The 24153-nt window shown below is 60.2% G+C and carries 15 protein-coding genes; 3 read left to right on the forward strand and 12 right to left on the reverse strand.

The genetic code is table 11. The features are described from left to right. Window positions 1–35: 35 nt before the first annotated feature. The 5 genes from rpoC to rplA form a co-directional block, all read right to left on the reverse strand. Window positions 36–4226 carry a DNA-directed RNA polymerase subunit beta' gene (rpoC, locus tag PW789_RS11520; RefSeq protein WP_299376167.1) on the reverse strand — a complete coding sequence of 1397 codons (4191 nt, stop codon included), beginning with the start codon at window positions 4224–4226 and terminating at the stop codon, window positions 36–38. Window positions 4227–4426: 200 nt separating this feature from the next. After that, entirely contained in the window at window positions 4427–8899 is a 4473-nt protein-coding gene (gene rpoB / locus PW789_RS11525; protein ID WP_299376170.1) for a DNA-directed RNA polymerase subunit beta, read from the reverse strand. Between the two features lie 666 nt (window positions 8900–9565). Next, entirely contained in the window at window positions 9566–9943 is a 378-nt protein-coding gene (rplL, locus tag PW789_RS11530) for a 50S ribosomal protein L7/L12 (protein WP_299376173.1), read from the reverse strand. Between the two features lie 134 nt (window positions 9944–10077). After that, on the reverse strand, window positions 10078–10749 hold the full coding sequence (gene rplJ, locus PW789_RS11535) for a 50S ribosomal protein L10 (RefSeq protein ID WP_299376177.1): 672 nt from the start codon (window positions 10747–10749) through the stop codon (window positions 10078–10080). 92 nt (window positions 10750–10841) lie between these two features. Continuing rightward, window positions 10842–11552: a 50S ribosomal protein L1 gene (rplA, locus tag PW789_RS11540; RefSeq protein ID WP_299376180.1), complete on the reverse strand. Its 711-nt coding sequence runs from the start codon at window positions 11550–11552 to the stop codon at window positions 10842–10844. 291 nt (window positions 11553–11843) lie between these two features. On the opposite strand from rplA, the gene rph reads away from it, so the two are divergent. Continuing rightward, a complete protein-coding gene (gene rph / locus PW789_RS11545) occupies window positions 11844–12587 on the forward strand; it encodes a ribonuclease PH (protein WP_299376184.1) in 744 nt (247 codons plus the stop codon). Between the two features lie 13 nt (window positions 12588–12600). On the opposite strand, the gene PW789_RS11550 is transcribed toward rph, so the two are convergent. Further along, on the reverse strand, window positions 12601–13275 hold the full coding sequence (locus tag PW789_RS11550) for a hypothetical protein (protein WP_299376187.1): 675 nt from the start codon (window positions 13273–13275) through the stop codon (window positions 12601–12603). Between the two features lie 252 nt (window positions 13276–13527). Between PW789_RS11550 and PW789_RS11555 the strand changes: the two genes are divergently transcribed. Both PW789_RS11555 and PW789_RS11560 read left to right on the forward strand, forming a co-directional pair. After that, window positions 13528–14451: a hypothetical protein gene (locus PW789_RS11555; RefSeq protein ID WP_299376190.1), complete on the forward strand. Its 924-nt coding sequence runs from the start codon at window positions 13528–13530 to the stop codon at window positions 14449–14451. Window positions 14452–14765: 314 nt separating this feature from the next. After that, complete coding sequence (locus PW789_RS11560; protein ID WP_299376193.1) at window positions 14766–15776, forward strand: tagatose 1,6-diphosphate aldolase; 1011 nt, start codon at window positions 14766–14768, stop codon at window positions 15774–15776. A gap of 182 nt (window positions 15777–15958) precedes the next feature. Here PW789_RS11560 and PW789_RS11565 read toward each other — a convergent pair whose 3' ends face one another. The 6 genes from PW789_RS11565 to leuS all read right to left on the reverse strand — a co-directional run bounded on the left by PW789_RS11565 (window position 15959) and on the right by leuS (window position 24115). Next, the gene (locus PW789_RS11565) at window positions 15959–17530 is read right to left on the reverse strand and encodes a SulP family inorganic anion transporter (protein WP_299376196.1); all 1572 of its coding nucleotides are present in this window, start codon (window positions 17528–17530) and stop codon (window positions 15959–15961) included. A gap of 11 nt (window positions 17531–17541) precedes the next feature. After that, window positions 17542–18219, reverse strand: coding sequence for a carbonic anhydrase (locus PW789_RS11570; RefSeq protein WP_299376199.1), 678 nt, complete (start codon window positions 18217–18219; stop codon window positions 17542–17544). A 171-nt stretch (window positions 18220–18390) separates the two neighbouring features. Further along, complete coding sequence (locus PW789_RS11575; protein WP_299376202.1) at window positions 18391–18816, reverse strand: hypothetical protein; 426 nt, start codon at window positions 18814–18816, stop codon at window positions 18391–18393. A gap of 149 nt (window positions 18817–18965) precedes the next feature. Next, entirely contained in the window at window positions 18966–20525 is a 1560-nt protein-coding gene (guaA, locus tag PW789_RS11580; protein ID WP_299376211.1) for a glutamine-hydrolyzing GMP synthase, read from the reverse strand. A 33-nt stretch (window positions 20526–20558) separates the two neighbouring features. After that, on the reverse strand, window positions 20559–21503 hold the full coding sequence (locus PW789_RS11585) for a hypothetical protein (protein WP_299376215.1): 945 nt from the start codon (window positions 21501–21503) through the stop codon (window positions 20559–20561). Beyond that, on the reverse strand, window positions 21503–24115 hold the full coding sequence (gene leuS, locus PW789_RS11590) for a leucine--tRNA ligase (RefSeq protein WP_299376218.1): 2613 nt from the start codon (window positions 24113–24115) through the stop codon (window positions 21503–21505). Before leuS ends, PW789_RS11585 begins: the two co-directional genes overlap by 1 nt. Window positions 24116–24153: the final 38 nt, after the last annotated feature.

The raw sequence follows: 24153 nt of genomic DNA on the forward strand, positions 1-24153 counted from the left end.
TTGAGTTTGAAGCAGTAAGCGCTTCGTGAGCCGTCTTACTCGGCTGCCATCTCTTCCTGCTCGCCTTCCATACGCATCGCCTCGAGCTCGCGCTCTTCGGCGTCGTGCGCCTCCTGGACTTCGGCCTGGACCTGGGCTGCCGCCTCCTCAAGCTCCGGAGAGAGCTCGACATTGCGGTAGTACTCCATGCCAGTGCCAGCGGGAATCAGACGACCGACGATGACGTTCTCCTTGAGACCGCGCAGCGTATCCACCGAGCCGTTGATCGAGGCTTCGGTCAGAACGCGAGTGGTCTCCTGGAAGCTCGCCGCCGAGATGAAGCTGTCGGTCGAGAGCGACGCCTTCGTGATGCCCAGCAGCAACGAGCGACCAATCGCCGGCTTGCCGCCACTCATCAGCACACGCTGGTTCTCTTCGTTGAAGCGGAAGCGATCCGTCTGCTGATCGATAAGGAAGGCGGTATCTCCTACCTCTTCGACCTTCACCCAGCGCAGCATCTGCCGAACGATGACCTCGATGTGCTTATCGGAGATCGCCACACCCTGCAGACGGTAGACTTCCTGGATCTCGTTCACCAGGTACTGCTGCAGAGCGCGCTCGCCGAGCACCTCAAGGATGTCGTGCGGGTTGCGAGGACCGTCGATCAGCGCGTCACCGGCACGAAGGCGCTCGCCTTCCTGCACGTTGACATAGACACCACGCGGAACCGAGTACTCCTCTTCCTGCCCGTTGTCAGCCGTAACGTAGACCTTGCGCTGTCCCTTGGTGACATCGCCGAAGCGAACCACACCGTCGATCTTCGAGATGATCGCGGGGTCACGCGGCTTGCGTGCCTCGAACAGCTCGACGACACGCGGCAGACCGCCGGTGATGTCCTTGGTACGGGTCGTTTCGCGCGGGATCTTCGCCAGGACGTCGCCCGGGAAAAGCTCGTCGCCATCGACCACCATAAGGTGAGCGCGGCTCGGCATCAGGTAACGCTTGTTACCCTGGGCCGACTTGATGAGAATCGTCGGCTGACGCTTCTCGTCGGGTGAGTCCGCAACGACCAGACGCGAGAGGCCCGTGACCTCGTCGATCTCTTCGTTCAGCGTGACGCCTTCCTGCAGGTCCTTGAACTGAACCGTACCGGCAATCTCGGTGAGGATCGAGAAGGTGTAGGGGTCCCACTCGCCCAGGCGATCGCCCAGAGCGACGGTAGCACCGTCTTCAACCTTCAGCTTCGCACCATAGACGATTGCGTAGCGCTCCTTCTCACGGCCCTTGTCATCGATGATCGCGATCGAACCGTTCCGGTTCATCGCAACCAGGTCGCCCGACTTCGCGCGAACCGTGACGAGATTGATGAAGCGAACCGTACCCGTGTTCTTCGCCTCGATGTGCGAGGTATCAGAGACTCGCGATGCAGTACCACCGATGTGGAAGGTACGCATCGTGAGCTGGGTTCCGGGCTCACCGATGGACTGAGCCGCGATGACACCAACTGCCTCGCCCATCTCCACCATCTTGCCCGAGCCAAGGTTACGGCCGTAGCAAAGGATGCAGGCGCCGCGCTTGGACTCGCAGGTCAGCACCGAGCGGATCTTCACCTTCTCGATACCGGCTGCCTGGATGGCGCTGGCCAGATCTTCGTCGATCTCCTGGTTCACTTCGACGATCGTCTTGCCTTCGTAGTCCTTCAGCTTCTCGAGCGAGACGCGGCCGATGATACGGTCACGCAGCGGCTCGATCGTCTCGCCGGCTTCGATGATCGGCGTCACATAGATGCCTTCCACCGTGCCGCAATCGTTCTGCGAGATGATCACATCCTGCGCCACGTCGACCAGACGACGGGTCAGATAACCCGAGTCAGCGGTCTTCAGTGCAGTATCCGCAAGGCCCTTACGAGCGCCGTGCGTCGAGATGAAGTACTGCAGCACGGTCAGACCCTCGCGGAAGTTCGCGGTGATCGGAGTTTCGATGATCTCGCCCGAGGGCTTGGCCATCAGTCCACGCATACCGGAGAGCTGACGAATCTGCTGCTTCGAACCACGAGCACCGGAGTCGGCCATGATGTAAATCGGGTTCATGGCTCCTTCCTTGTCCGCGCGCTTCATGTTGTTGAACATCTCGTCGGCCACCTTTTCGGTGACGCTCGACCACATCTGGATGACCTTGTTGTTACGCTCACCGTTGGTGATCGCACCATCAAGGTACTGCTGCTGAACGTTGATGACCTGCTTCTCAGCTTCAGAGACAACGGTGTACTTCGACTCCGGGATGACCATGTCGTCCAGGCCAACCGACAGACCCGAACGCGTCGCGTAACGGAAGCCGAGGTCCTTGATGCGGTCCAGCGTCTTCACCGTAACCTCAAGACCAAGGTTCAGGTAGCAGTAGTTGATCAGCTGCCCCATGCCCTTCTTCTTGAGCAGGCCATTGACATAAGGCATCTTCTCCGGAAGAGCATCGTTCAGGATGGCACGGCCGACGGTGGTGTTGATGTACTGCTTGTTGAACTCCACCGGCTCGGTATGCGTAAGGTCCTGATCGTCGTACGCGGTCGTCATGTCGAGCACGGGACCGGTGTAACGCAGACGAATCGGCGTGAGCGTCTCGACCTGCTTGGCCTCGAGCGCCATCAGCACCTCTTCGATGTTGGCGAAGACGCGGCCTTCACCCTTGGCATTGATCTTCGCCTTCGTGAGGTAGTAGATGCCGAGAACAAGATCCTGCGTCGGAACCGTGATCGGCTGTCCGCTCGCAGGCGAGAGGATGTTGTGCGATGCCAGCATCAGCACCGAAGCCTCGATCTGCGCCTCAGGCGAGAGCGGGATGTGCACAGCCATCTGATCACCATCGAAGTCCGCGTTGAAGGCGGTGCAGACCAGCGGGTGAATCTTGATGGCCTTGCCTTCGACAAGGACCGGCTCAAAGGCCTGGATGCCGAGGCGATGCAGCGTCGGGGCGCGGTTCAGCAGCACCGGGTGATCCTTGATGACCTCTTCCAGGATGTCCCAGACGATCGGCTCCTGCATCTCGACCATCTCCTTGGCCTGCTTGATGGTCGTGCAGTGGCCCGTCTGCTCCAGACGGTGATAGATAAACGGCTTGAAGAGCTCGAGCGCCATCTTCTTCGGAAGACCGCACTGGTGCAGCGCCAGCTCCGGGCCGACGACGATGACGGAACGGCCGGAGTAGTCGACGCGCTTGCCGAGCAGGTTCTGACGGAAGCGGCCCTGCTTGCCCTTGAGGGTATCGGAGAGCGACTTCAGAGGACGGTTGTTCGCACCGCGCAGCACGCGGCCACGGCGGCCGTTATCGAACAGAGCGTCGACGGCCTCCTGCAGCATGCGCTTCTCGTTACGCACGATGACCTCGGGAGCGTGCAGGTCCATCAGCTTCTTGAGGCGGTTGTTACGGTTGATCACGCGGCGGTACAGGTCGTTCAGGTCCGACGTTGCGAAACGTCCACCATCCAGCGGCACCAGCGGGCGAAGCTCCGGCGGGATCACGGGGATCACGTCGAGGATCATCCACTGCGGCAGGTTGTCGGACTTGCGGAAGGCCTCAACGATCTTGAGACGCTTGGAGTACTTGAGCTTCTTCTGAAGCGACGACTCCTGCTTCATGCGCTCACGCAGCTCGATCGCAAGCTCGTCGATCTCAACGCGCTTCAACAGCTCCTTGATCGCTTCGGCGCCCATCATGGCCTTGAAGCCCGTGGGGCGATACTGCTGGTCCAGCTCGCGGAACTTGGTCTCGTCCTTGATGACCTCGCGCTCCTTGACAGGAGCATCGCCTGGATCGACGACAACATACGACTCGAAGTACAGAACGGCTTCAAGCTCGCGCAGCGAGATGTCGAGAAGGTGGCCGATACGCGAAGGAAGGCCCTTGAAGAACCATACATGCGAGCAGGGCGAGGCCAGCTCGATGTGGCCCAGGCGCTCACGGCGAACCTTGGACAGCGTTACTTCGACGCCGCACTTATCGCAGATCACGCCGCGATGCTTCATGCGCTTGTACTTGCCGCAGAGGCACTCCCAGTCCGTGATCGGTCCAAAGATGCGGGCGCAGAACAGGCCGTCACGCTCTGGCTTGAAGGTACGGTAGTTGATGGTTTCCGGCTTGGTAACTTCGCCGTGGGACCAGCTGCGGATCTTCTCGGGGCTGGCAAGTTGGATCTTGATCGCGTCGAAGTCAGCGATCGGTCCGGTCAGTTCGAAGGGGCTCGAGCGGAACATAGTTAGCGTCTCCCTTATTTCCTGCGTATAGCAGTGGCAGCGTCATGCTGCGGTTACAAAACTTTTGCGATAACTCTCGGCGTATCGCTTTGCCGTCTATCTGGATCTGAAGCTCAATTTCAGTTGTCTTGCCGCTCGATCAAGGGTAAGCGGCTGCCGGAAGGGCGTTCTGACTGCCCTCCCGGCTTCCCTGTAGCAAGTTAGTCGGCTGCAGCGATCGCAGGCTGCGGCTGCTTCTTCTGATCGCTCTGCTTGACCAGTTCCACGTCAAGGCAGAGAGACTGCAACTCGCGGATGAGCACGTTGAACGACTCCGGCACGCCGGGCTCGATCGCAGCCTCGCCCTTGACGATCGCCTCGTAGATCTTGGTACGACCGAAGACGTCGTCGGACTTGGCAGTGAGCAGCTCCTGCAGGATGTAAGCTGCACCGTAAGCTTCCAGCGCCCAGACTTCCATCTCACCGAAGCGCTGTCCGCCGAACTGCGCCTTACCACCCAGCGGCTGCTGCGTGATCAGCGAGTACGGTCCGATCGAACGGGCGTGAATCTTGTCATCGACAAGATGCGAGAGCTTCAGCATGTAGATGTAGCCGACCGTGGCGGGCTGCTCGAATTCATCACCCGTCATGCCGTCATGCAGAAGGCTCTTACCCGAGCTCGGAAGACCAGCCGACGCCAGCAGCGCCTTGATCTCCGTCTCACGAGCACCGTCGAACACAGCCGTTCCGAACCAGATGCCGCGCTTCATGCCGGCAGCTACCCGGAGCGTCTGCTCGTCGTCCAACGTCAGCAGCTGGTTGAGAGCAGCGGTACCAGCGAAGCGTGCCTTGAAGAGCTCACGGACCTCATTGGCCGAATCCATCTTCGCAGCCAGCTCTGCAACCTGCCTGCCCAGCTCGTGAGCTGCCCAGCCGAGGTGCGTCTCGAGGATCTGTCCGACGTTCATACGCGAAGGCACGCCCAACGGGTTCAGGACGATCTCGACCGGCGTTCCATCCGGGAGGTACGGCATATCCTCTTCCGGCAGAATGCGGGCGATAACACCCTTGTTACCGTGACGGCCAGCCATCTTGTCACCGACCGAAAGCTTACGCTTCATGGCGATGTAGACCTTGACCATCTTGATCACGCCAGGCGCGAGCTCATCGCCCTTGCCCATCTTGGTGATCTTCTCGTTGGTGATCTTACGCAGCACGTCGATCTGGCGCGAGGTCATCTCCTCGATCTCGTCGATCTGCTCGTTCACGCGCGGGTCCTTGTCCGCGTAGCGAATACGCTTCAGGTTGCGCGTCGAGATCAGTTCGATGGTGTCGCGGTTCAGAATCTCGCCCTTCGAGAGCAGCTTCTTGTTGGTGCGTTCGTCGTGCAGGTCGGCCTGGACTTCCTTGCCTCCCAGGATCGCCTCAAGACGCTTCAGACGCTCGTCGGTCAGAATGCGGATCTCGTCAGCCAGGTTGCGCTCCAGCTTCTCAATCTGCTCCTGCTCGATCTGCTTGGCGCGCTCGTCCTTCTCCTGTCCCTTACGGGAGAAGATGCGGATGTCGACGACCGTTCCCTCGATACCGGGAGGGCACGTCAGCGAAGCATCACGAACGTCGCCGGCCTTCTCACCGAAGATGGCGCGCAGCAGCTTCTCTTCCGGAGTCAGCTGCGTCTCGCCCTTCGGCGTGACCTTGCCGACGAGGATGTCGTTGTGCGAGATCTTCGCGCCGATGCGGATGATGCCCGACTCGTCCAGGTCACGCAGAGCGTGCTCGGAGACGTTCGGAATATCGCGCGTGATCTCTTCCGGTCCCAGCTTCGTGTCGCGGGCCTCGATCTCGAACTCCTCGATGTGGATCGAGGTGTAGTAGTCCTCGCGGACCAGCTTCTCCGAGATCAGGATCGCGTCCTCGAAGTTGTAACCGCGCCACGGCATGAAGGCAACCAGCACGTTACGGCCAAGACCAAGCTCGCCCTGTTCCGTGCAAGGACCGTCAGCGATGACCGCACCTTTCAGCACGCGATCGCCCTTGCGGACCACCGGCTTCTGGTTGATGCAGGTGTTCTGGTTCGAGCGCTTGAACTTCGTCAGCTGGTAGATGTCCGAACCAACCTCACGCGACAGCTGCGTCGGGTGATGCTCACCTTCCACACGGATGATGATGCGCTCGGAGTCGACCGAATCGACGATACCGTTACGCTTGGCCAGAATCACAGCGCCAGAGTCGCGCGCCGTAACGCCTTCCATACCGGTGCCGACAAACGGAGCCTCGGCCACCAGCAGCGGAACCGACTGACGCTGCATGTTCGCACCCATCAGGGCGCGGTTCGCGTCGTCATGCTCGAGGAACGGCACCAGCGAGGCAGCCACGGAGACCAGCTGCTTCGGCGAGACGTCAACGTAATCGACCTCAGCCTTGTTCACCAGGATGAAGTTGCCCTGGCGGCGGGCATCAACGATGTCCTGAACGATGTTCTGCTCTTCGTCGAGCTCGATGTTGGCCTGAGCGATCGTGTGACGATCCTCTTCCCATGCCGAGAGGTAGAAGCTGAACGGGATCAGATCCATCGTCCGCTTCTTGTCCTTCTTCAGCGTATCGTTGAGCTTCTTCGCCTCGTTGATCTCGAGGTAGTCGCCCTGACGCAGACCGCTCTCTCCAGCATTCGAGACAGCAACGTAATCCAGCGCTCTGCCATCCTTCACGCGACGATACGGCGACTCGATGAAGCCGTACTCGTTGATGCGTGCGAAGCACGAGAGCGACGAGATCAGGCCGATGTTCGGACCTTCCGGCGTCTCAATCGGGCAGATACGGCCATAGTGAGTCGGGTGCACGTCGCGCACCTCGAAGCCGGCGCGCTCACGCGACAGACCACCAGGCCCAAGGGCCGACAGGCGGCGCTTGTGCGTGATCTCCGACAGAGGGTTCGTCTGGTCCATGAACTGCGACAGCTGCGAGCTTCCGAAGAACTCGCGGATCGCCGCCATCACGGGCTTCGCGTTGATCAGGTCGTGCGGCATCGCCGTCGACATCTCCTGATACACGCTCATCTTTTCCTTGATCGCGCGCTCCATGCGGACCAGGCCGATGCGGAACTGGTTCTCCATCAGCTCGCCCACAGCGCGGACGCGGCGGTTGCCAAGGTGATCGATGTCGTCCACCACGCCGATGTTCTTGCGCAGCTTCAGCAGGTACTTGATGGTCGAGTAGAAGTCCTCGGGGGTCAGCGTACGACGGTCGAGCACCGTAGCATCGCCGTTCTCGTACAGCTTGATGTTGAACTTCAGACGGCCCACGCGCGAGAAGTCATACTTGCGCGAATCGAAGAACATGCCCTCGAACAGAGCCGTAGCCGTATCCAGGGTCGGCGGGTCGCCCGGACGCAGCTTGCGGTAAATCTCGATCAGAGCCTCTTCAGGCTTGCGCACCGAGTCACGACGCAGCGTGTTCGTGATGATGTTGCCTACGTCGTCGCGTTCCGGGAAGAAGAGCTCGAAGCTGGTTACGCCTGACTGCAGGATCTTGTGCAGCTTGTCGGCGGTCAGCTCCTGGTTGGCTTCGTACAGCAGCTCGCCAGTCGTCAGGTCGACGACATCGGACGCCGTCATCGCGCCGTCGAACTCGGAGGTCTCCACTTCAACCTCTTCGACGTTGTGCGAACGCAGCGACTTCATGGCATGTGCCGAGATCTTGCGGCTGGCCGGAACGATCTCCTCACCCTTGACCGTGATGGCCGCGGCGGGACGCGTTCCCTGCAGGTTGCTGGGAGTTCCCTCCGCCGCGACCTTCCAGCTCAGCTTGCCTTCCTTCACATTAATCGTGTCGACCGTGTAGAAGGTCTTCAGGATCTCCTCGTCCGTACGCAGACCGAGGGCGCGCAGGAAGATCGTGCCCAGGAACTTACGCTTACGATCGATGCGGACGTACAGGGTGTTCTTCTGGTCGTACTCGAACTCAACCCAGCTGCCGCGATACGGAATGATCTTGCCCAGGAAGTAGGTGCGGTTGTTCGCCGTCTCAAAGAAGACGCCGGGCGAGCGGTGCAGCTGCGAAACGATGACGCGCTCCGTGCCGTTCACGATGAAGGTGCCGTTGGCGCTCATCAGCGGGATATCGCCGAAGAACACTTCCTGCTCCTTCATGTCGCGCAGGGTCTTCACACCCGTCTCCGGGTCCTTGTCGTAGATCTTCAGGCGGATCGTAACCTTCAGCGGAGCCGAATAGGTCATCCCGCGCTCTTCGCACTCAGCCTGGTCGTACTTCAACTGCAGACCCACCGGGTCACCGCACTTGGTGCAGAAGTCCGGGGTGTTCTTGTTGTAGGTTCCGCAGAAGCTGCAAAGGACGTCGCCCGGGTGGAACGGGTCGGTGATCACCATATGACCGCAATGCGAGCAGGCGGTACGCAGGTGATTCAGGCCCTTGAGGTAGCCGCACTTGCACTCCCAGTTGCCGATAGAGTAATCAACAAACTCGAGTTCCGAGACATTACGGAAGTCCGTGATCGGAAAGACCGAGGTAAAGACCGACTGCAGGCCGTTGTCTTCACGCTCCTGGGGCAGCTTGTCCATCTGCAGGAAACGCTCATAACTACGGCGCTGTACCTCGATGAGGTTGGGAATTTCAATTGCGGTTGGAATCTTGGAAAAATCTAGACGGCTTCGGATCGCGCGCATTTCGCTGGACATGCTCTCTCCCTGAATACTTACCTTCGAGGACCAGCTTCGGGATGACTCTTCCCTTTGCCGGGGAGAGCCCCGGTCAAGGCCCTCCTGCTGTTTTCTCTCTGCGCCTCGTACTTCGTCAGGTCCTGCCATCCTCGAAACGGCTGGCCCTGTGCGCAAAATCTCATGCTCAAACTGTCCCAATGCGGGACGCCTGCTCGATTAACTTTCCTGACTATTCACAGCGCTGGTTCGCCTGCTGCCGGCGGAATCTGCTATAAGGAACCCGTAGTTGTTGCCCGCAACGAGAATCGAGAGGGCGGAAGTACCTGAAAACACGACAAGGCGCTCAGAGGGACAGCGTGTCCCGCGAGCGCAAAGGTTCGACTTGTGCACTATTTCGTTCGTGTTGAGATAAATGTCTGCCGCCATTTTGAGGCTCGCCTTGCCCCAAATTCGCTGCTGTCTGCCTGAAACCAGTGGCACTATGCGCATCCGCCGCTAGAAACGCATAATGGCCGGCCCCCTAACCTCTCTCTCAATTCAAGAGGATGGACCGGATTACAACCGTATATCTCGCTCAACTGCCGACTGAAATCGTTTCGCCAACCGAGCACAGCTGGGCGGAACGGTTCTTCCCTGAAAAGAAAGGATAACTCGTTCCGCCCAGGCGTGCAACTATCTGGGTTGTTACTTGATCTCGACCGTGGCAACACCCTCGAACTTCTTCGCGATTGCAGCCGCGTCGTCCTTCGAGATGTTCTCCTTCAGGGGCTTGGGAGCTCCGTCAACCAGGTCCTTGGCTTCCTTGAGCCCAAGGGCGGTGACTTCGCGCACAGCCTTGATGGTGTTGATCTTGTTCGCGCCGGCATCCTTCAGGATGACGGTGAACTCGGTCTTCTCTTCTGCCGGGGCAGCCGCCGCAGCGCCGCCGCCAGCTGCCGGAGCAGCCACAGCTGCAGCCGCAGCCGAAACGCCAAGGCGCTCCTCAAGCTTCTTTACAAGAGCCGAAGCCTCGAGCAGGCTGAGGCTAACGATCTGATCTTCCAACTGCTGAATGTCCGCCATTTTTCTCTCCAATAATTACTGTACTTGTACTGCCGATTGCTTCACCGGAGGCTCTCTTCTGCCACCGTTGCTCAACTCCATTCAGGTTTCCGTTGCGCCCAGACCAGCGCACCTGAACAGAACTGCGCGAAACCTTATCCCTCTGCGGGAGCTTCGTCCGCTGCCTCGCCGGCCTGCGACGCCGTCGCGTTCTCCGGCTGCGCTGCGCCCGAAGGCTGCTCCCCTGCCGCTGACTCCTCGGCATGAGCCGACTCTGCCACAGGTGCTGCAGGAGCCGAACCGCCGAACTTGCCCTTCTCCACACCCTGGTTGATCACGACGGCCAGATCGCGTCCGGTCGCGTTGATCACCGTCGCAAGACGCTGCGCCGGGGAATTGATGAGGAACAGCAGCTTCGAGAAGAGCTCTTCCTTGCCCGGCAGCTTCGCCAGGTCGCCGATATCTTCGATCGACAGAACCTTGCCGTCGACGATGCCCAGCTTGAAGGTGAACTCAGAGTTATCCTTCACCCAGGTCGAGAGCGCCTTGGCCAGAGCCACGGGATCGCCCGAGGTGTAGGCAACCGAAGATACGCCCTTAAGGCCCTTGAGGGCCTCCTCGATCTTCGTTCCCTCAGCCGACCTTGCGGCCAGCTTGTTCTTCACCACGTGATAGCTGCCACCGGCAGCCCGTACCGCCTTGCGCAGGTTGAAGTCCTTCGCTGCCGTCAGCCCGGTAAACGTACCGATAATGGCCGAGGTCGAGGTCTCCAGCTCTGCAGCGAGCTTCTTTACCTTATCCGACTTCTGTGATCTGGACAGTGCCATAACAATTCCTAGCCTTCACTGCTAGCCAAAACGCTAGCTGAAATTTGAGCGCCGCAAGCTTTGCGGCCAAACCGTACCGCGATTCGCCTTGCCTAAGCCTTGCCGGCAGCCTCAGCCGCCGCATAATCCAGCTGGATGCCAGGGCCCATCGAGGAGCTCAGCGTTACGCCCTTGATGTACTTACCCTTGGCAGCCGAAGGCTTCGCCTTCACCACGCTGGTAATGACCGTCATCGCATTGTCGACAAGCTTCTGCGCATCGAACGAGAGCTTGCCTACGGGAACGTGAACCAGAGCGGTCTTATCCGTGCGGAACTCAACCTTACCGGCCTTGATCTCCTTGACCGCCTCAGCCACGTTCGTGGTCACGGTACCGGTCTTCGGGTTCGGCATCAGGCCCTTGGGGCCGAGAACCTTACCCAGACGTCCGACCGACTTCATCATGTCGGGCGTCGCGATCAGGGCATCAAAATCGGTCCAGCCTTCCTTCTGAATCTTCTCGACGAGCTCTTCGCCGCCGAAGAACTCAGCGCCGGCAACCTGTGCGTCCTTCACCTTGTCGCCCGAGGCGATAACAGCAACAATCTTGGTCTTACCCAGACCGTGCGGGAGAACAACCGTGCCGCGAACCATCTGGTCCGCATGACGGGGGTCGACACCGAGACGCAGCGTCAGATCGACCGTCTCATCAAACTTTGCGTACTTTGCCTTCTGGAGCAGCGGAACCGCGTCCGCCAGGACGTAAGGACGGGGCTCAACGAGCGCGCGCGCCTTCGCCAGATTCTTGGAGATCTTCCTAGCCATCTTTCCTCATCTCCCACCCCTCTCGGCGAAACACTGCCGGGGCGTGGTTATCGACTAGTCTCAATACGGGATTGAGACGCTCTTGTAAGTATGCAACAAATTGGGGGAATTGACAACCAGTTTCCCACATCCCACCCTAAAACTCCTGTCCGCCCTGCTGACCTTTTTCGGGACGCTCATCGTCTCCGCCACGCAATGAGCGCCGCAGAGAGGCCTTCGCGGAGCACTTGATCGGTACAAACCGCTGCAGACCCTTGATTCTTCTATCAGCAGGCCCTCTATAATCTCCGAATGTCCGCCGCACTCCAGATCTTCCGCCCCGATGCCCGCCCTGCCGACGCACTCCGTCCCATCCGCATTACGCCGGGCTTTGTCGCCATGGCCGAAGGATCCGTTCTCATGGAGTCCGGCAATACCCGGGTTCTCTGCAATGCCTCCATCGAACAGGGTGTCCCCGCCTGGCTGCGAAACTCCGGCCGCGGCTGGGTGACGGCGGAGTACGGCATGCTGCCTCGCGCCACCCTGACCCGCACTCCGCGCGAGGCCGAGCGAGGCAAGATCGGCGGACGCACCCATGAGATCCAGCGCCTGATTGGGCGCTCCCTGCGCTCCGTTGTGGACATGAAGGCCCTCGGCGAACGCACCATTATTCTCGACTGCGACGTCCTGCAAGCCGATGGTGGTACCCGCACAGCAGCCATTACCGGCGCCGCGGTTGCCCTTGCCATCGCCCTCGATAAACTCGTTGCCGCAGGAACTCTCAAGGCATCGCCCCTGCGCCAGATGGTCGCCGCAACCTCCGTCGGCATCGTCGACGGCAACGTCCTGCTTGACCTCTGTTACGAAGAGGACTCCCGCGCCACCGTCGACATGAACGTCGTCATGCTCGCCTCTGGCGGACTGGTCGAAACACAGGCGACCGCGGAGAAGGACTCCTACTCCCGCCAACAGCTTAGCGAGATGCTCGACTACGCGGAAAAAGGCATCCACCAGCTGCTCGAGGCACAACTGGCCGCGATCCGCTCCGCAAAATAACCAGACCGCCTGCTCAGTGGCAGGAGGCAACATCCTCGAACTTGCCTCCCGGAACCGCCTGCGCAGCCATCCCCTGCGCGCAGGCGAGGATCTTCTGATCCACCGGATCGTTATCCAGGGCATCGGTCGGCACAAAGGTCAGCGAAGAGCGTAACCCCAGAAAACGACCGCTCATCTGCTGCATAAGACTCATCGCCCCCTGCAGCAAAGCGAGCCCCTGCCGATCTGCATCGCTTGCCGCAGAGGCTGTCGCCATCTGCATGCGGCTATCCGCATTGCGTCGATATCCGGAGATCCAGGTCTGCTCGACTGGATTGTTCGTACGCACTGCATTTTCAATTGCACTGCGCCACTCGCGGATCACCGTCATCTGCTCGACGCCTGCCTGCAGAAATTCGCGGGTGTAGCCACTGTCCGCAGGTTTGGTTTGCGGAGCATCCGCCGCATGTGACGCTGGTGCTGTTGGCAGCGCTGCGGGCAGCGTCAGGACTACCCTGCTGCCCTGGAAGCCGAGCGTCGCCCCCGTGATGCGGGCCAAAGACTCCACCTCCACATACGACCGCCCATTGTGCTGGATCACCGGTGCCTGGCCGTCTCGACCAGGCACCGTCAGCGCGGAGCTTTGCACCTGGGCGAAAGCTGCCGCCGAAAGCAATACCAGAGAACCTGCTGTCATCATCGCGTTCATGCTGTCTTCCTCAACCGCAATTATCTATAGCATTCGCTCCGCTTTGGAGCGGAACGTGGCTTAGCCTTCATGAAACCGGATTGCTTCGCTGCCAAAGGCAAGCTTTGCCTTTACTTACGACGAGAGCAACGATTAGTCGTCGTCATACCCTGCAAAAAAACTTGACCGGCCCTGATAGCGAACCTATTATCCGGAAACTCCCCTGAAAAAAGATTTATTGCTGTTCCCATTTGCGAGTTGAAAGGCCGATTCATGTCCTCCACAGGAGTTGCAACGACCTATTTCCCCCCGATGACGGAATTAGCAAATTCCGTCGGCAAAGATTCCTTCCTCTTCTCTCACAGCCTCAGCGGCCACGAACTCTTCACCCGCGACGCCGTCAAGCGTCTGGTAGAGACGATCGGGGCTCTTCACGTCAGGCAGTCGTTCGGCGGAATTCCCCCAGGCTTCTTCATCAAGAAAGATGTTGGGCATCTGGAATGGGGATCCCCCGAATTTCAACGGGCACTGGACGAAGCCTATGACAACATCGACTTCAGCGGATCTCGCATTAAGCTCTCCGATATCCAGCAGGTCGATGTCTACCGGGATCTGCTGGCTGCCTGCATCCTCAACCTCAGCGAAGTAACAGGCATCGACTTCCAGCGCGACTTCAGCCGTGCCATCGCAACGCTTTTTATCAGCTCTCCCGGTGAGCAGACGCCCTATCACGTCGATCAGGAGGTCAATTTCCTTCTCCAGATCGACGGCATCAAGCACGTCAGTCTCTTCGATGGAAACGATCGCGCCGTAGTCACTTCTGAACACATGGAAGAGTTCTGGATGGGCAACAGCTTCATCGAGAGAAGCCACAACAAGGAACCAAAAAGTTACGTAATGGGGCCGTATCAGGGAGTTCACCAGCCTCCCTTCTTTCCCCATCTCATCACCGTGGGAGACAGTATGTCCGTCTCTCTCAGCCTTGGATTTCGTAAGGCCAAATTTCCGGAGGCTGAGGTCTACCGCATGAACTCCTACCTGAGAAAGCTCGGCCTTACGCCAAACCCTCCAGGATCGAGCCAGGTGGTCGATGGCCTCAAAAGCGCCATCATCCGCCCCGCGCTCCGCGCCAAGGAGCGCTTCCTTGGCTCCAACGGAGCCACGCTATCCTCACTTAAAAAGCCGGCCATGCGCTAACGCCTGTTCCTGCAGCTTCCGAATAAGTCCTTCGAGTAGAACGAAGAAAGCCCGACACACGCCCAGACTTCATGAGCGTGCCGGGCTTTGCTGTTCAATGGCTTTGCCGGTCCCCTGCACGGTAAACGCCCACCTTTTGAGGCACATGCAACTCCCTTCAGCCTGCTTTTGACATCTAACCTATTAGGATTGATAGAGTTGCCCTATTGAATAGAGGCATAGACCGATCCCACCCGTTACGTTGAGGCAAGTTGTTCAATTTGCTGTGTAGAATGACCGTCTAGCGAGACTCAAACACCGAGGAGAAAAGAGCAATGTCAAAGCTGACCCCAGGGAAACTTGCCGGACTGAAAGCCGTATCCGACCCGCGCGGCGTCATCGCCGCTGCCGCAATGGACCAGCGTGGCTCGCTGCAGAAGTCTCTGGCCAAGGAGCGCGGGGCCGCAGCCGATGCCCACGACCTTGAGCAGTTCAAGGTTCACGTGACCGAGGTCCTTACCAGGCACGCCTCCGCCATCCTGCTCGACCCGGAGTTCGGTCTGCCTGCCTCCAAGGTGCGCAACGGCAAGGGCCTGCTGCTCGCCTATGAGAAGACCGGCTACGATGCCGCCACGCCCGGCCGCCTGCCCGACCTGCTCGACGTCTGGAGCGTCCGTCGCCTGAAAGAGGCCGGTGCCGACTGCATCAAGATCCTTCTCTACTACACTCCCTACGAGAAGACCTCCATCAACGATCTCAAGCATGCCTGGATCGAGCGCATCGGCGACGAGTGCCTCGCCCACGACATCCCCTTCTTCCTCGAGACGGTCGGCTACGATGCCGATGGTGGCGACGAGAAATCCCTCGCCTACGCCAAGAAGAAGCCAGAGGTCGTCTCCGGCTCCATGGCCGAGTTCGGCAAGGAGCGCTATAACGTCGACGTCCTCAAGGTCGAAGTTCCCATCGATATGACCTTCGTCGAAGGCACCAAGGCCTTCAAGGGCGAGCGCGCCTACACCCGCGCCGAGGCTCTGCAGCACTTCCGCGACGCCGAGACCATGACACACAAGCCCTTCATCTATCTCTCGGCCGGCGTCTCCAACCCCGTCTTCATCGAGACCCTCGAACTGGCCGCCGAGTCCGGCACCAAGTTCAACGGCGTCCTCTGCGGCCGCGCCACCTGGAAGGAAGGCATTCCGATCTTCGCTAAGCAGGGCGCCAAGGCCTTCCATGAGTGGCTCGAGACCACCGGCGTCGAAAATATCGAGAACGTCAACAAGGCGCTTAAGGCCGCCAGCCCCTGGTATCTGAAGTTCGGAGCCAAGAGCATGGACGAGCTGGGCTAAGCGACAACGCTCTCCGGCTTCAATTGAGAACGGCGGCCTGATCAGGCCGCCGTTCTCTTTGCTTTTATAAGTACTGCTATTTACATCGTCTGTACTTCTCTCGGACAACACCTTCAAAACTTTGAAAAAATAGAGCGGGGCCGACGGGATTGCAGCCCCGCTCTTGCGAAAAATCAAACTTGTCAGCTCACGGTCTCACTCACCGGAGCGCGATAGCGCATATGGAGCTTCTCCATCTCGATATGAATCTGCTGGCCGTTCTGTTCCCTCTGCTCGGTCCAGCCTTCGATCACCTCAATGCAGGCGTGATCGATATAGCGCAGATTGACGCAGTGGATGTGGACCTCGCACTCCGTCTTCACCTCGTCCAGCGCCTGTGCGATACGAGGTATCGCAAGGAACGTGCCGATGCCGGAGAGATGCACGTGCGTCGCGCCCTCCTGCTCCTCCACCCGCGCATCAAGATGAGTCACCGTGTACAGCAGCCGCAGCAGCGACAGCCCCACGCCAACCATCACGCCCGTCAGCAGGTCTGTGGAAACGATCGTGATCATGGACGCGAAGTAGATCAGCACCGGAATCTTGCCGAATCGCGCCAGCTTACGAATCTCGGCCGGCTTCACCAGCTTGATGCCCACCAGGATCAGCACCGCCGCCAGGCTTGCCGTCGGGATCATGCGCAGGACAGAAGCGAACAGCACCACCGACATCAGCATCCACACGCCGTGCAGAATCGCAGACCGCCGCGTCTCCGCGCCCGCCTGTACATTGGCCGAGCTGCGCACGATCACGCCCGTCATCGGCAAGGACCCCACAAAGCCGCACAGCATATTGCCGACGCCCTGCGCCATCAACTCGCGGTCATAGTTCGTCTTGTGCCGCGTCTGCATCTGGTCGACCGCAGCCGCCGAAAGCAGTGTCTCCGCGCTTGCGATAAACGCCAGCGCCAGGGCCGTGCCCGCCAGCGTCGACAGGCCAATTCCCTGCATCGAGCTCAGGTGCGGCAGCGAGATCATCTGCCCCAGGTTCTCCGGCACCTTCACCCGGTTCACGCTCATAGCAAAAATCTGCGCCGTCGCCGTCGCCGTCACAATGCCCAGCAAAGCACTCGGAACCAGCTTCAGCTTCGCCGGACGGAATCGCTCCCACAACACCATCACGACAATCGTGATCAGTCCCACAAGTGCGGCAGCCTCTTCTTTGCTTCCGTTCAGCGGAAACAGACCGCCGAAGATCGCCCCCCACATCGCCTTGATGTTCGCCGGACCGCTATGCTCCGGTGTGCGATCCAGTACGACGTGGAACTGTTGAATCACAATCAGCACGCCGATACCGGCCAGCATGCCATGAATCACCTCGGGTGAGATCGCGCGAAACCAGCGCCCCGTCTTCAACAGACCGGCCACCAGCTGTATCGCGCCCGCAACCATCAGGATCGGTCCAAGCGCCGCCACACCATGCTCGCGCACCATCTCGAACACGATCACGGCCAGTCCCGCCGCCGGGCCGGAGACCTGCAGCGGCTGTCCCGAAAGAAAGCCCACCACCAGCCCACCGATAATGCCCGTCACCAACCCCGACGCCGGGGGCATCCCCGACGCCAGCGCGATCCCCATGCACAGTGGCAGCGCTACCAGAAAGACCACCAGCGACGCCGAAAGGTCCTTCATCCACGCACCGGACGGGCGCGCAGAGCCGCCCGCCGGTGTTGTAACTTCGTGCTTTGGATTGCGGATCTCAACCGAGGTGCTCACGTTACGTCTCCTTAAGCAATCTTCCGTTCGTCCCGCACGCCAGCCTCAATGACGGGCTGATCTTCAGGAAGTAGAGCAACGAAGCTTCCCTTCTCGGTATCGAAGCGGCGGATCCCTCCGCTGCCAATGTCGTACATCCATCCATGAACCTTCAGCGTCCCGCGGCGCATCGCCTCGTACACCGCTGGATGCGCCTTCAGGTTCTCCACCTGCGCGATGACATTCAGTTCAGCCAGAAGCGCCAGCTTCTCCTGAAAGGGCAGCGCCTCCGCGTCCTTCACCGAGGCGAGCCTTCCGCGCGACGACGCGCCGGCATTCTCCAGCCACGCCTTCACCACCGGCAACGACTCCAGCTGCTCCATGTGCAGCATGCCCTTCATCGCGCCACAGTCCGAGTGGCCACAGATAATGACATCGGCGACATTCAGCACGCGGATGGCATACTCCACCGTCGCCGCCACACCGCTCGATGCCTCGCCGGGGACAGGAACAAGGTTGCCCGCATTACGAATCGGAAACAGGACACCCGGCTCGCACTGCATGATCATCTCTGGCATCACGCGTGAATCCGAGCAGCAGATAAACAGCGCCTGCGGCTGCTGTCCGGTGGACAGCTTCTCAAAAAGCTCGGAATGCTGGGGAAAGACTTTGGAACGGAATTTGGCGTAACCATCAATCAACTGCTGCATAATCTTCTCCATGGACTGACCTGAAGCAGGGCATCAGGAACAGCCATCGGTACTTCGCTGAAGGGGTTTCATCGAAACTGCCGTCTGGCGGCTCTTGAGAGGGTCAGGCGCTCACGCAATGTGCGGAAGCAGCTGCCCCTGTCGCACGATGAAGTTCTGCGAGGGGTGTGATTATGCAGCGATAGGAGGAGCGCGTCCAAGCCCGGGCGCACGAGGTGCAGCTCCCAGGGCAATGACATTCTGATCAGCCAGCGGCTCCGTCAATCCGTCCGGGCGGACGAGGCGAAGCATGGCGGTCGCAATAGCACCCTGGATGTGCGTTCCCGCACCAGGATGGCCCTGCGACAGCATGACCTTCGGAGCATGATCTGCAAACGAGTGATCGAAATGCGCCACGACCACCGTCGCCGAGCTCTCGCTCTCACTGCGCGACGATCCTGCTCTCCGTGTGGAGTGAACAGGAATGTGCGAGTAGTTCAAACGCGTGTGCTGGAAGACATGCTGGCCGTGCAGAATCCCCAAAAAGCACAGGAGGTTGAGACCGAGGAAGATAGCCCCGAGTAGCAACCGATCCGAGATGGCTTTATGACGATTCATGACACCTTAGGGAGGAGTCTACCCTAAGGCAAGCCCTTGTCAACTGTCAGCCGTCCCTATCTTTCGGTCATTTCTATCGGTTACCAATTCGCGGTCACAACAATTTACCCGGCACTCAAAAAAGAAAAGCGGCCCGAAGGCCGCTTCTCTTACTCCCACTCGATCGTTCCCGGTGGCTTCGAGGTAATGTCGTACACCACGCGATTGATCCCGCGTATCTCGCTGACGATACGGCTCGATATAGTGCGTAACACCTCATACGGCAGCGGCGCCCAATCGGCCGTCATGCCGTCCTCGCTCTCCACCGCGCGGATCGCACAGGTGTACGCGTAGGTTCTCTGGTCGCCCATCACGCCAACGCTCTTCACCGGCAACAGGACCGCAAAGCTCTGCCACACCTTGCGATAAAGCCCCGCTTTCTTGATCTCGGTCACGACGATCTCGTCCGCCTCCTGAAGCAGCGCCACACGATCGGCCGTCACTTCACCCAAAATACGTACCGCCAGGCCCGGTCCGGGGAACGGCTGACGCTCCAGGATCTCCTCCGGCATACCCAGGTCGCGGCCAATCCGCCGCACCTCGTCCTTGAAGAGGTCGCGCAGCGGCTCGATCAGCTTCAGCTTCATATCGTCCGGCAGGCCACCGACATTGTGGTGACTCTTGATGGTGTGCGAAGGCCCATGCACGCTCGACGACTCGATCACGTCCGGATACAGGGTTCCCTGCACCAGCCACGCCACCTCTTCACCCGAGCTCTTCTCGGCCTGAAATATCTTCCCGGCCTCATCGTCGAACACCGCGATGAACTCGTTGCCGATGATCTTGCGCTTCTTCTCCGGGTCAGTCACGCCGGCCAGCTTCGTCAGAAAGCGCTCACCCGCATCCACGGCCACGACGTTCAGCCCCAGCCCCTCGCGCATCGTCTTCTGCACCTTGGCGAACTCTTCCTTGCGCAGCACGCCGTTGTTCACGAAGATGCACGTCAGCCGGTCGCCGATCGCCTTGGCCACCAGCACCGCAGCCACCGACGAGTCCACGCCGCCGCTCAGCCCGCAGATCGCATGACCATCGCCAACCTGCGCCTTGATCTTCTTCACCGTCGACTGGATAAAGTGCTCCGGCGTCCAGTCCGCCTTGGCTCCGCAGATGTCGATGCAGAAGTTCTTCAGCAGCTCCATGCCCTGGCGCGTATGTGCGACCTCGGGATGAAACTGCACCGCCCACATCTTCCGCTCTTCATTCGCTATACCCGCGACAGCGTTCGACGTCTTCGCCGTCAGCCTGAAGCCCTCAGGCAGCTCCTTCGCCTCGTCGCCATGCGACATCCATACATCCAGCGTCTGCGGCAGGCCGCGGAACAGCGGAGTCTCCTCGATCACCGTCACCTGCGCATGGCCGTACTCCCGTGCCGGCGCGGACTCCACCTTGCCGCCGAGGTGATACGTCATGAACTGGAGGCCATAGCAGATGCCCAGTACCGGCAGCTCCATCTTGAGCACCGCCGGATCGGCCGCAGGAGCATCGGCGTCGTAAACCGAGCTCGGTCCGCCGGAGAGAATGATGCCCTTCGGCTTCAGCTCCCGAACCTTCTCCAGCGGAGTCGTACAGGGCAGCACAACCGAAAATACGTTGAACTCGCGGATACGCCGCGCAATCAGCTGCGTATACTGCGACCCAAAATCAAGGATGACGATCGTAGAGGTGTCCACACTACAAGTGTAAACGGCGCCACTCCGTCGCGATCAATGTTCCTCGTACGCCTTCCACAGCCGCAGATACCCCAGCAGCCGCGCCACATGAAAGAAGTCCGAAGCCGCCAGGTACAGCACCCCGTCCGCGGCCCACCAGATGCCAAGGAACTCCGGCGTGGTAATGCTCTCAAAAGGCAGCGGGGTCGAGGAGAAGACCAGCGCCAGCACAATCAGCGCGATCTTCACAATCCCCATCACCAGGTTGATCTCTACCAGCTTGCTCTTCAGCTTGCCCAGCCGGAACGCCCCGGCCAGCGCGGCCCCCGGCCCCTCGTCGCGCAGCATCGCCAGCAGCGGAGCCACACTGAATCCCCAGCTGACGATCGCCCACAGGGTAAACAGGCCGATCGTCGCGATGATCGTCAGTGCGAAGTAGCCCACCAGGTTTGGGTCTCCACCACGCGCCAGCGGATTCGTTACCGTCACCCGCGCCGCGCCCTGCAGGCAGGCAAACCACACGCCGAAGCTCGCCAACAGCGCCACCACGCGAATCGCCTGCAGCACCATCAGCGTGAATGGCCGCGCCTTCAGGCTCGGGTCGATCTTCCGCAGCACCACGGTTCGCCCCAGCGCCGACCACACCGACCAAGTCACCAGCAGCAGCGGCCCCAGCCACTTCGCCTCGGCCATCACAGGCGGCAGCAGCACATCCATCGCCTGCGCCAGCGTCTGGGCAGCCTTCATCGGCTGAGTCACCGTCATCGCCTCGAGGCCGTGAATATCCAGCGGCACACTCGCCACAATCCGCGATCCCACACGCCACAACAGCCACAGCGCAGGAATGCCGTAGATCCATCTCCACAGCACCTCGTACAGCGTCAGCAGCGGACGCTTCCAGCACTCCTCCAGCACCCGAACAAACGACTGCGTCGCCCGAACATCACCGCCCGCAACGGCAACGATCGTCCCCTGCCCGTCGTTAAAAGAACCGGCCACTACTTCACCACGAGATTCACAAGCTTGTTCGGCACTACGATCACTTTGACCACGGTCTTCCCTTCAATACGCGCCTTCACCTTCTCATCTGACGAAGCTGCGGCCTTTACGGCATCATCGTTGCTGCCCGCGGCGACCTTCACCACGTTCACCAGCTTGCCGTTCACCTGCACCGGAATCTCGATCTCATTCTCCCGTGCCAGATCCTCATCCGCCACCGGCCACGCCGCCCGGAAGACCACGCCCTCGCCGCCCATCTGCTCCCACATCTCAGCCGCAAAGAACGGCGCAAACGGAGCCAGCAGCAGCACAAGATTGCGGAAGATCTCCGCCACGGCAGCAGGCGAAACCTCGCCCGCATCCATCGCCGCCTCGGTCGCAACAATCTCGTTGATCAGCGTCATAATCGCCGCAATCGACGTGTTGAAGTGCCACCGTCCGCCAAAGTCCTGCGTCACCTTCGCAATCGTCTGGTGCAGTTTCCTCAGCAACTTCTGATCGGTCTGCGTACGGCTAGCCAGCTGCGGCGACTGCCCCTCCCGCACCAGCTCCGCATACTTCGTCGCCAGCCGGTGCACGCGCCCCAGGAAGCGGCTGATGCCTGCAACGCCCTCCTCCTGCCACTCCAGATCACGGTCCGGCGGCGCCGCGAACAACGCATACATCCTCGTCGCATCCGCGCCATACTTCTCAATCATCAGGTCCGGCGAGACCACGTTGCCCTTCGACTTCGACATCTTCGCGCCGTCCTTGATCACCATGCCCTGCGTAAACAACCGCTCCGCAGGCTCATCGTTCTTGATCAGGCCAAGATCGCGCATCACCTTCGTCCAGAACCGCGAGTAGATCAGGTGCAGAATCGCGTGCTCCACGCCGCCGATGTACTGGTCGATCGGGAACCAGTAGTTCGCCTTCTCGCTCGCAAACGGAACCGTGCTGTCCTTTGCATCCGTGTAGCGGTAGAAGTACCAGCTCGAATCGACGAACGTATCCATCGTGTCCGTCTCGCGCTTCGCCGGTCCGCCGCACACCGGGCACGTCGTGTTCAGGAAGTCAGCCACCTTGCCCAGCGGCGAACCGCCCTCCTGCGTAATCTCGATCTGCTCCGGCAACAGCACCGGCAGCGCGCTCTCCGGCAACGCCACCACGCCGCCTGCTTCTACGCCCGCATGCCCGTTCTGGCAGTACACCATCGGGATCGGCGTGCCCCAGTAACGCTGACGGCTCACGCCCCAGTCCTTCAGGCGATACGTCACCGTCGGCTCGCCAAAGCCCTGCTCCTTCGCCAGCGACGAGAGCTTCTGCTGTGCATCCACGCAGCCCAGGCCATCCCACTCGCCGGAGTTGATCAGCACCGCATCCTCTTCCGCCGTAAACGGAAGCTCAGGTTCGCCACCATCCTTCGGCGCGATCACCCGCTTGATCTCCAGCCCATACTTCGTCGCAAACTCGAAGTCGCGTTCATCATGCGCCGGAACGCTCATAATCGCGCCCGTGCCATAGTCCGCCAGAATGTAGTTGCCCACCCAGATCGGAACCTTCACGCCATTGAACGGATTCACCGCGAACCGGCCCGTGTTCACGCCATGCTTCTCGATCGCTCCCAACGCATCAGACTCGCGCGCCTTCTTCTGCTCCTCCAGCAGCGCCTCGACCTTCGCCGCCAGCTCCGCATCCTCGGCAGCAAATGCCTTCGCCACCGCATGTTCCGGAGCAAGCTGCACCGACGTCGCGCCAAAGATCGTATCCACGCGCGTCGTAAACACCGTAATCGCTTTACAGGTGTCATCCTGAACGGATCCTGAGCGAACGGAGTGAGTCGAAGGAGAAGTCGAAGGACCTGCGGTTACTGCAGAAGCCCCGTCGACCGCAAAGTCCACCAGCGCGCCTTCGCTCCGTCCGATCCAGTTGCGCTGCATCGTGCGCACCTTCTCCGGCCAGCCCTCCAGCTTGTCCAGGCCTTCCACCAGCTCATCGGCGTACTTCGTAATCTTCAGGAACCACTGCGTCAGGTCGCGCAGCTCGACGATCGTCTCCTCGTGCCGCCAGCAACGGCCGTTGATGACCTGCTCGTTCGCCAGAACCGTCTGGCAGTCCGGGCACCAGTTCACCTTGCTCTTCTTGCGATACGCCAGGCCCTTCTCGAACATCTTCAGGAAGAACCACTGGTTCCACCGGTAGTAGTCCGGCAGACAGGTCGTCACCTCGTTCGCCCAGTCGTAGCTCAATCCCATCCGCCGCATCTGCGTCTTCATCGCGGCGATATTCTTCAGCGTCCACTCGCGCGGCGGCGTGTTGTTCTTCAGAGCCGCGTTCTCCGCAGGCAAACCGAACGCATCCCATCCCATCGGGTGCAGCACGTTGTAACCGCGCATCCACATATGCCGCGCCAGCGCATCGCCGATCGAGTAGTTCCGCACATGCCCCATGTGCAACTGGCCACTGGGATACGGCAGCATCTCCAGGCAGTAATATTTCGGCTTGCCCGAATCGTGCCCTTCGGCGGCATACAGCGCAGGATCGGCGTCCCACCGCGCCTGCCACTTGGGCTCAATCGCTGCTGGGTTATATCGTCCGTCGCGCTCGTTCTCGTCTTTCACCATCTCGGCCATATCTATCGATTGTAAAGAAACGGGCCGCGAGGTGCAGA

The organism is Edaphobacter sp. (assembly GCF_028283685.1).
Classification (GTDB): domain Bacteria; phylum Acidobacteriota; class Terriglobia; order Terriglobales; family Acidobacteriaceae; genus Edaphobacter.

Excerpts from the sequence above, each read along its gene's own strand:
- rpoB (WP_299376170.1), bottom strand. The coding sequence starts at position 8,899 with ATGTCCAGCGAAATGCGCGCGATCCGAAGCCGTCTAGATTTTTCCAAG.
- leuS (WP_299376218.1), bottom strand. The coding sequence starts at position 24,115 with ATGGCCGAGATGGTGAAAGACGAGAACGAGCGCGACGGACGATATAAC.
- PW789_RS11555 (WP_299376190.1), top strand. The coding sequence starts at position 13,528 with ATGTCCTCCACAGGAGTTGCAACGACCTATTTCCCCCCGATGACGGAA.
- PW789_RS11560 (WP_299376193.1), top strand. The coding sequence starts at position 14,766 with ATGTCAAAGCTGACCCCAGGGAAACTTGCCGGACTGAAAGCCGTATCC.
- rplL (WP_299376173.1), bottom strand. The coding sequence starts at position 9,943 with ATGGCGGACATTCAGCAGTTGGAAGATCAGATCGTTAGCCTCAGCCTG.
- rpoC (WP_299376167.1), bottom strand. The coding sequence starts at position 4,226 with ATGTTCCGCTCGAGCCCCTTCGAACTGACCGGACCGATCGCTGACTTC.
- rplJ (WP_299376177.1), bottom strand. The coding sequence starts at position 10,749 with ATGGCACTGTCCAGATCACAGAAGTCGGATAAGGTAAAGAAGCTCGCT.
- PW789_RS11550 (WP_299376187.1), bottom strand. The coding sequence starts at position 13,275 with ATGAACGCGATGATGACAGCAGGTTCTCTGGTATTGCTTTCGGCGGCA.
- rplA (WP_299376180.1), bottom strand. The coding sequence starts at position 11,552 with ATGGCTAGGAAGATCTCCAAGAATCTGGCGAAGGCGCGCGCGCTCGTT.
- rph (WP_299376184.1), top strand. The coding sequence starts at position 11,844 with ATGTCCGCCGCACTCCAGATCTTCCGCCCCGATGCCCGCCCTGCCGAC.
- PW789_RS11575 (WP_299376202.1), bottom strand. The coding sequence starts at position 18,816 with ATGAATCGTCATAAAGCCATCTCGGATCGGTTGCTACTCGGGGCTATC.
- PW789_RS11570 (WP_299376199.1), bottom strand. The coding sequence starts at position 18,219 with ATGCAGCAGTTGATTGATGGTTACGCCAAATTCCGTTCCAAAGTCTTT.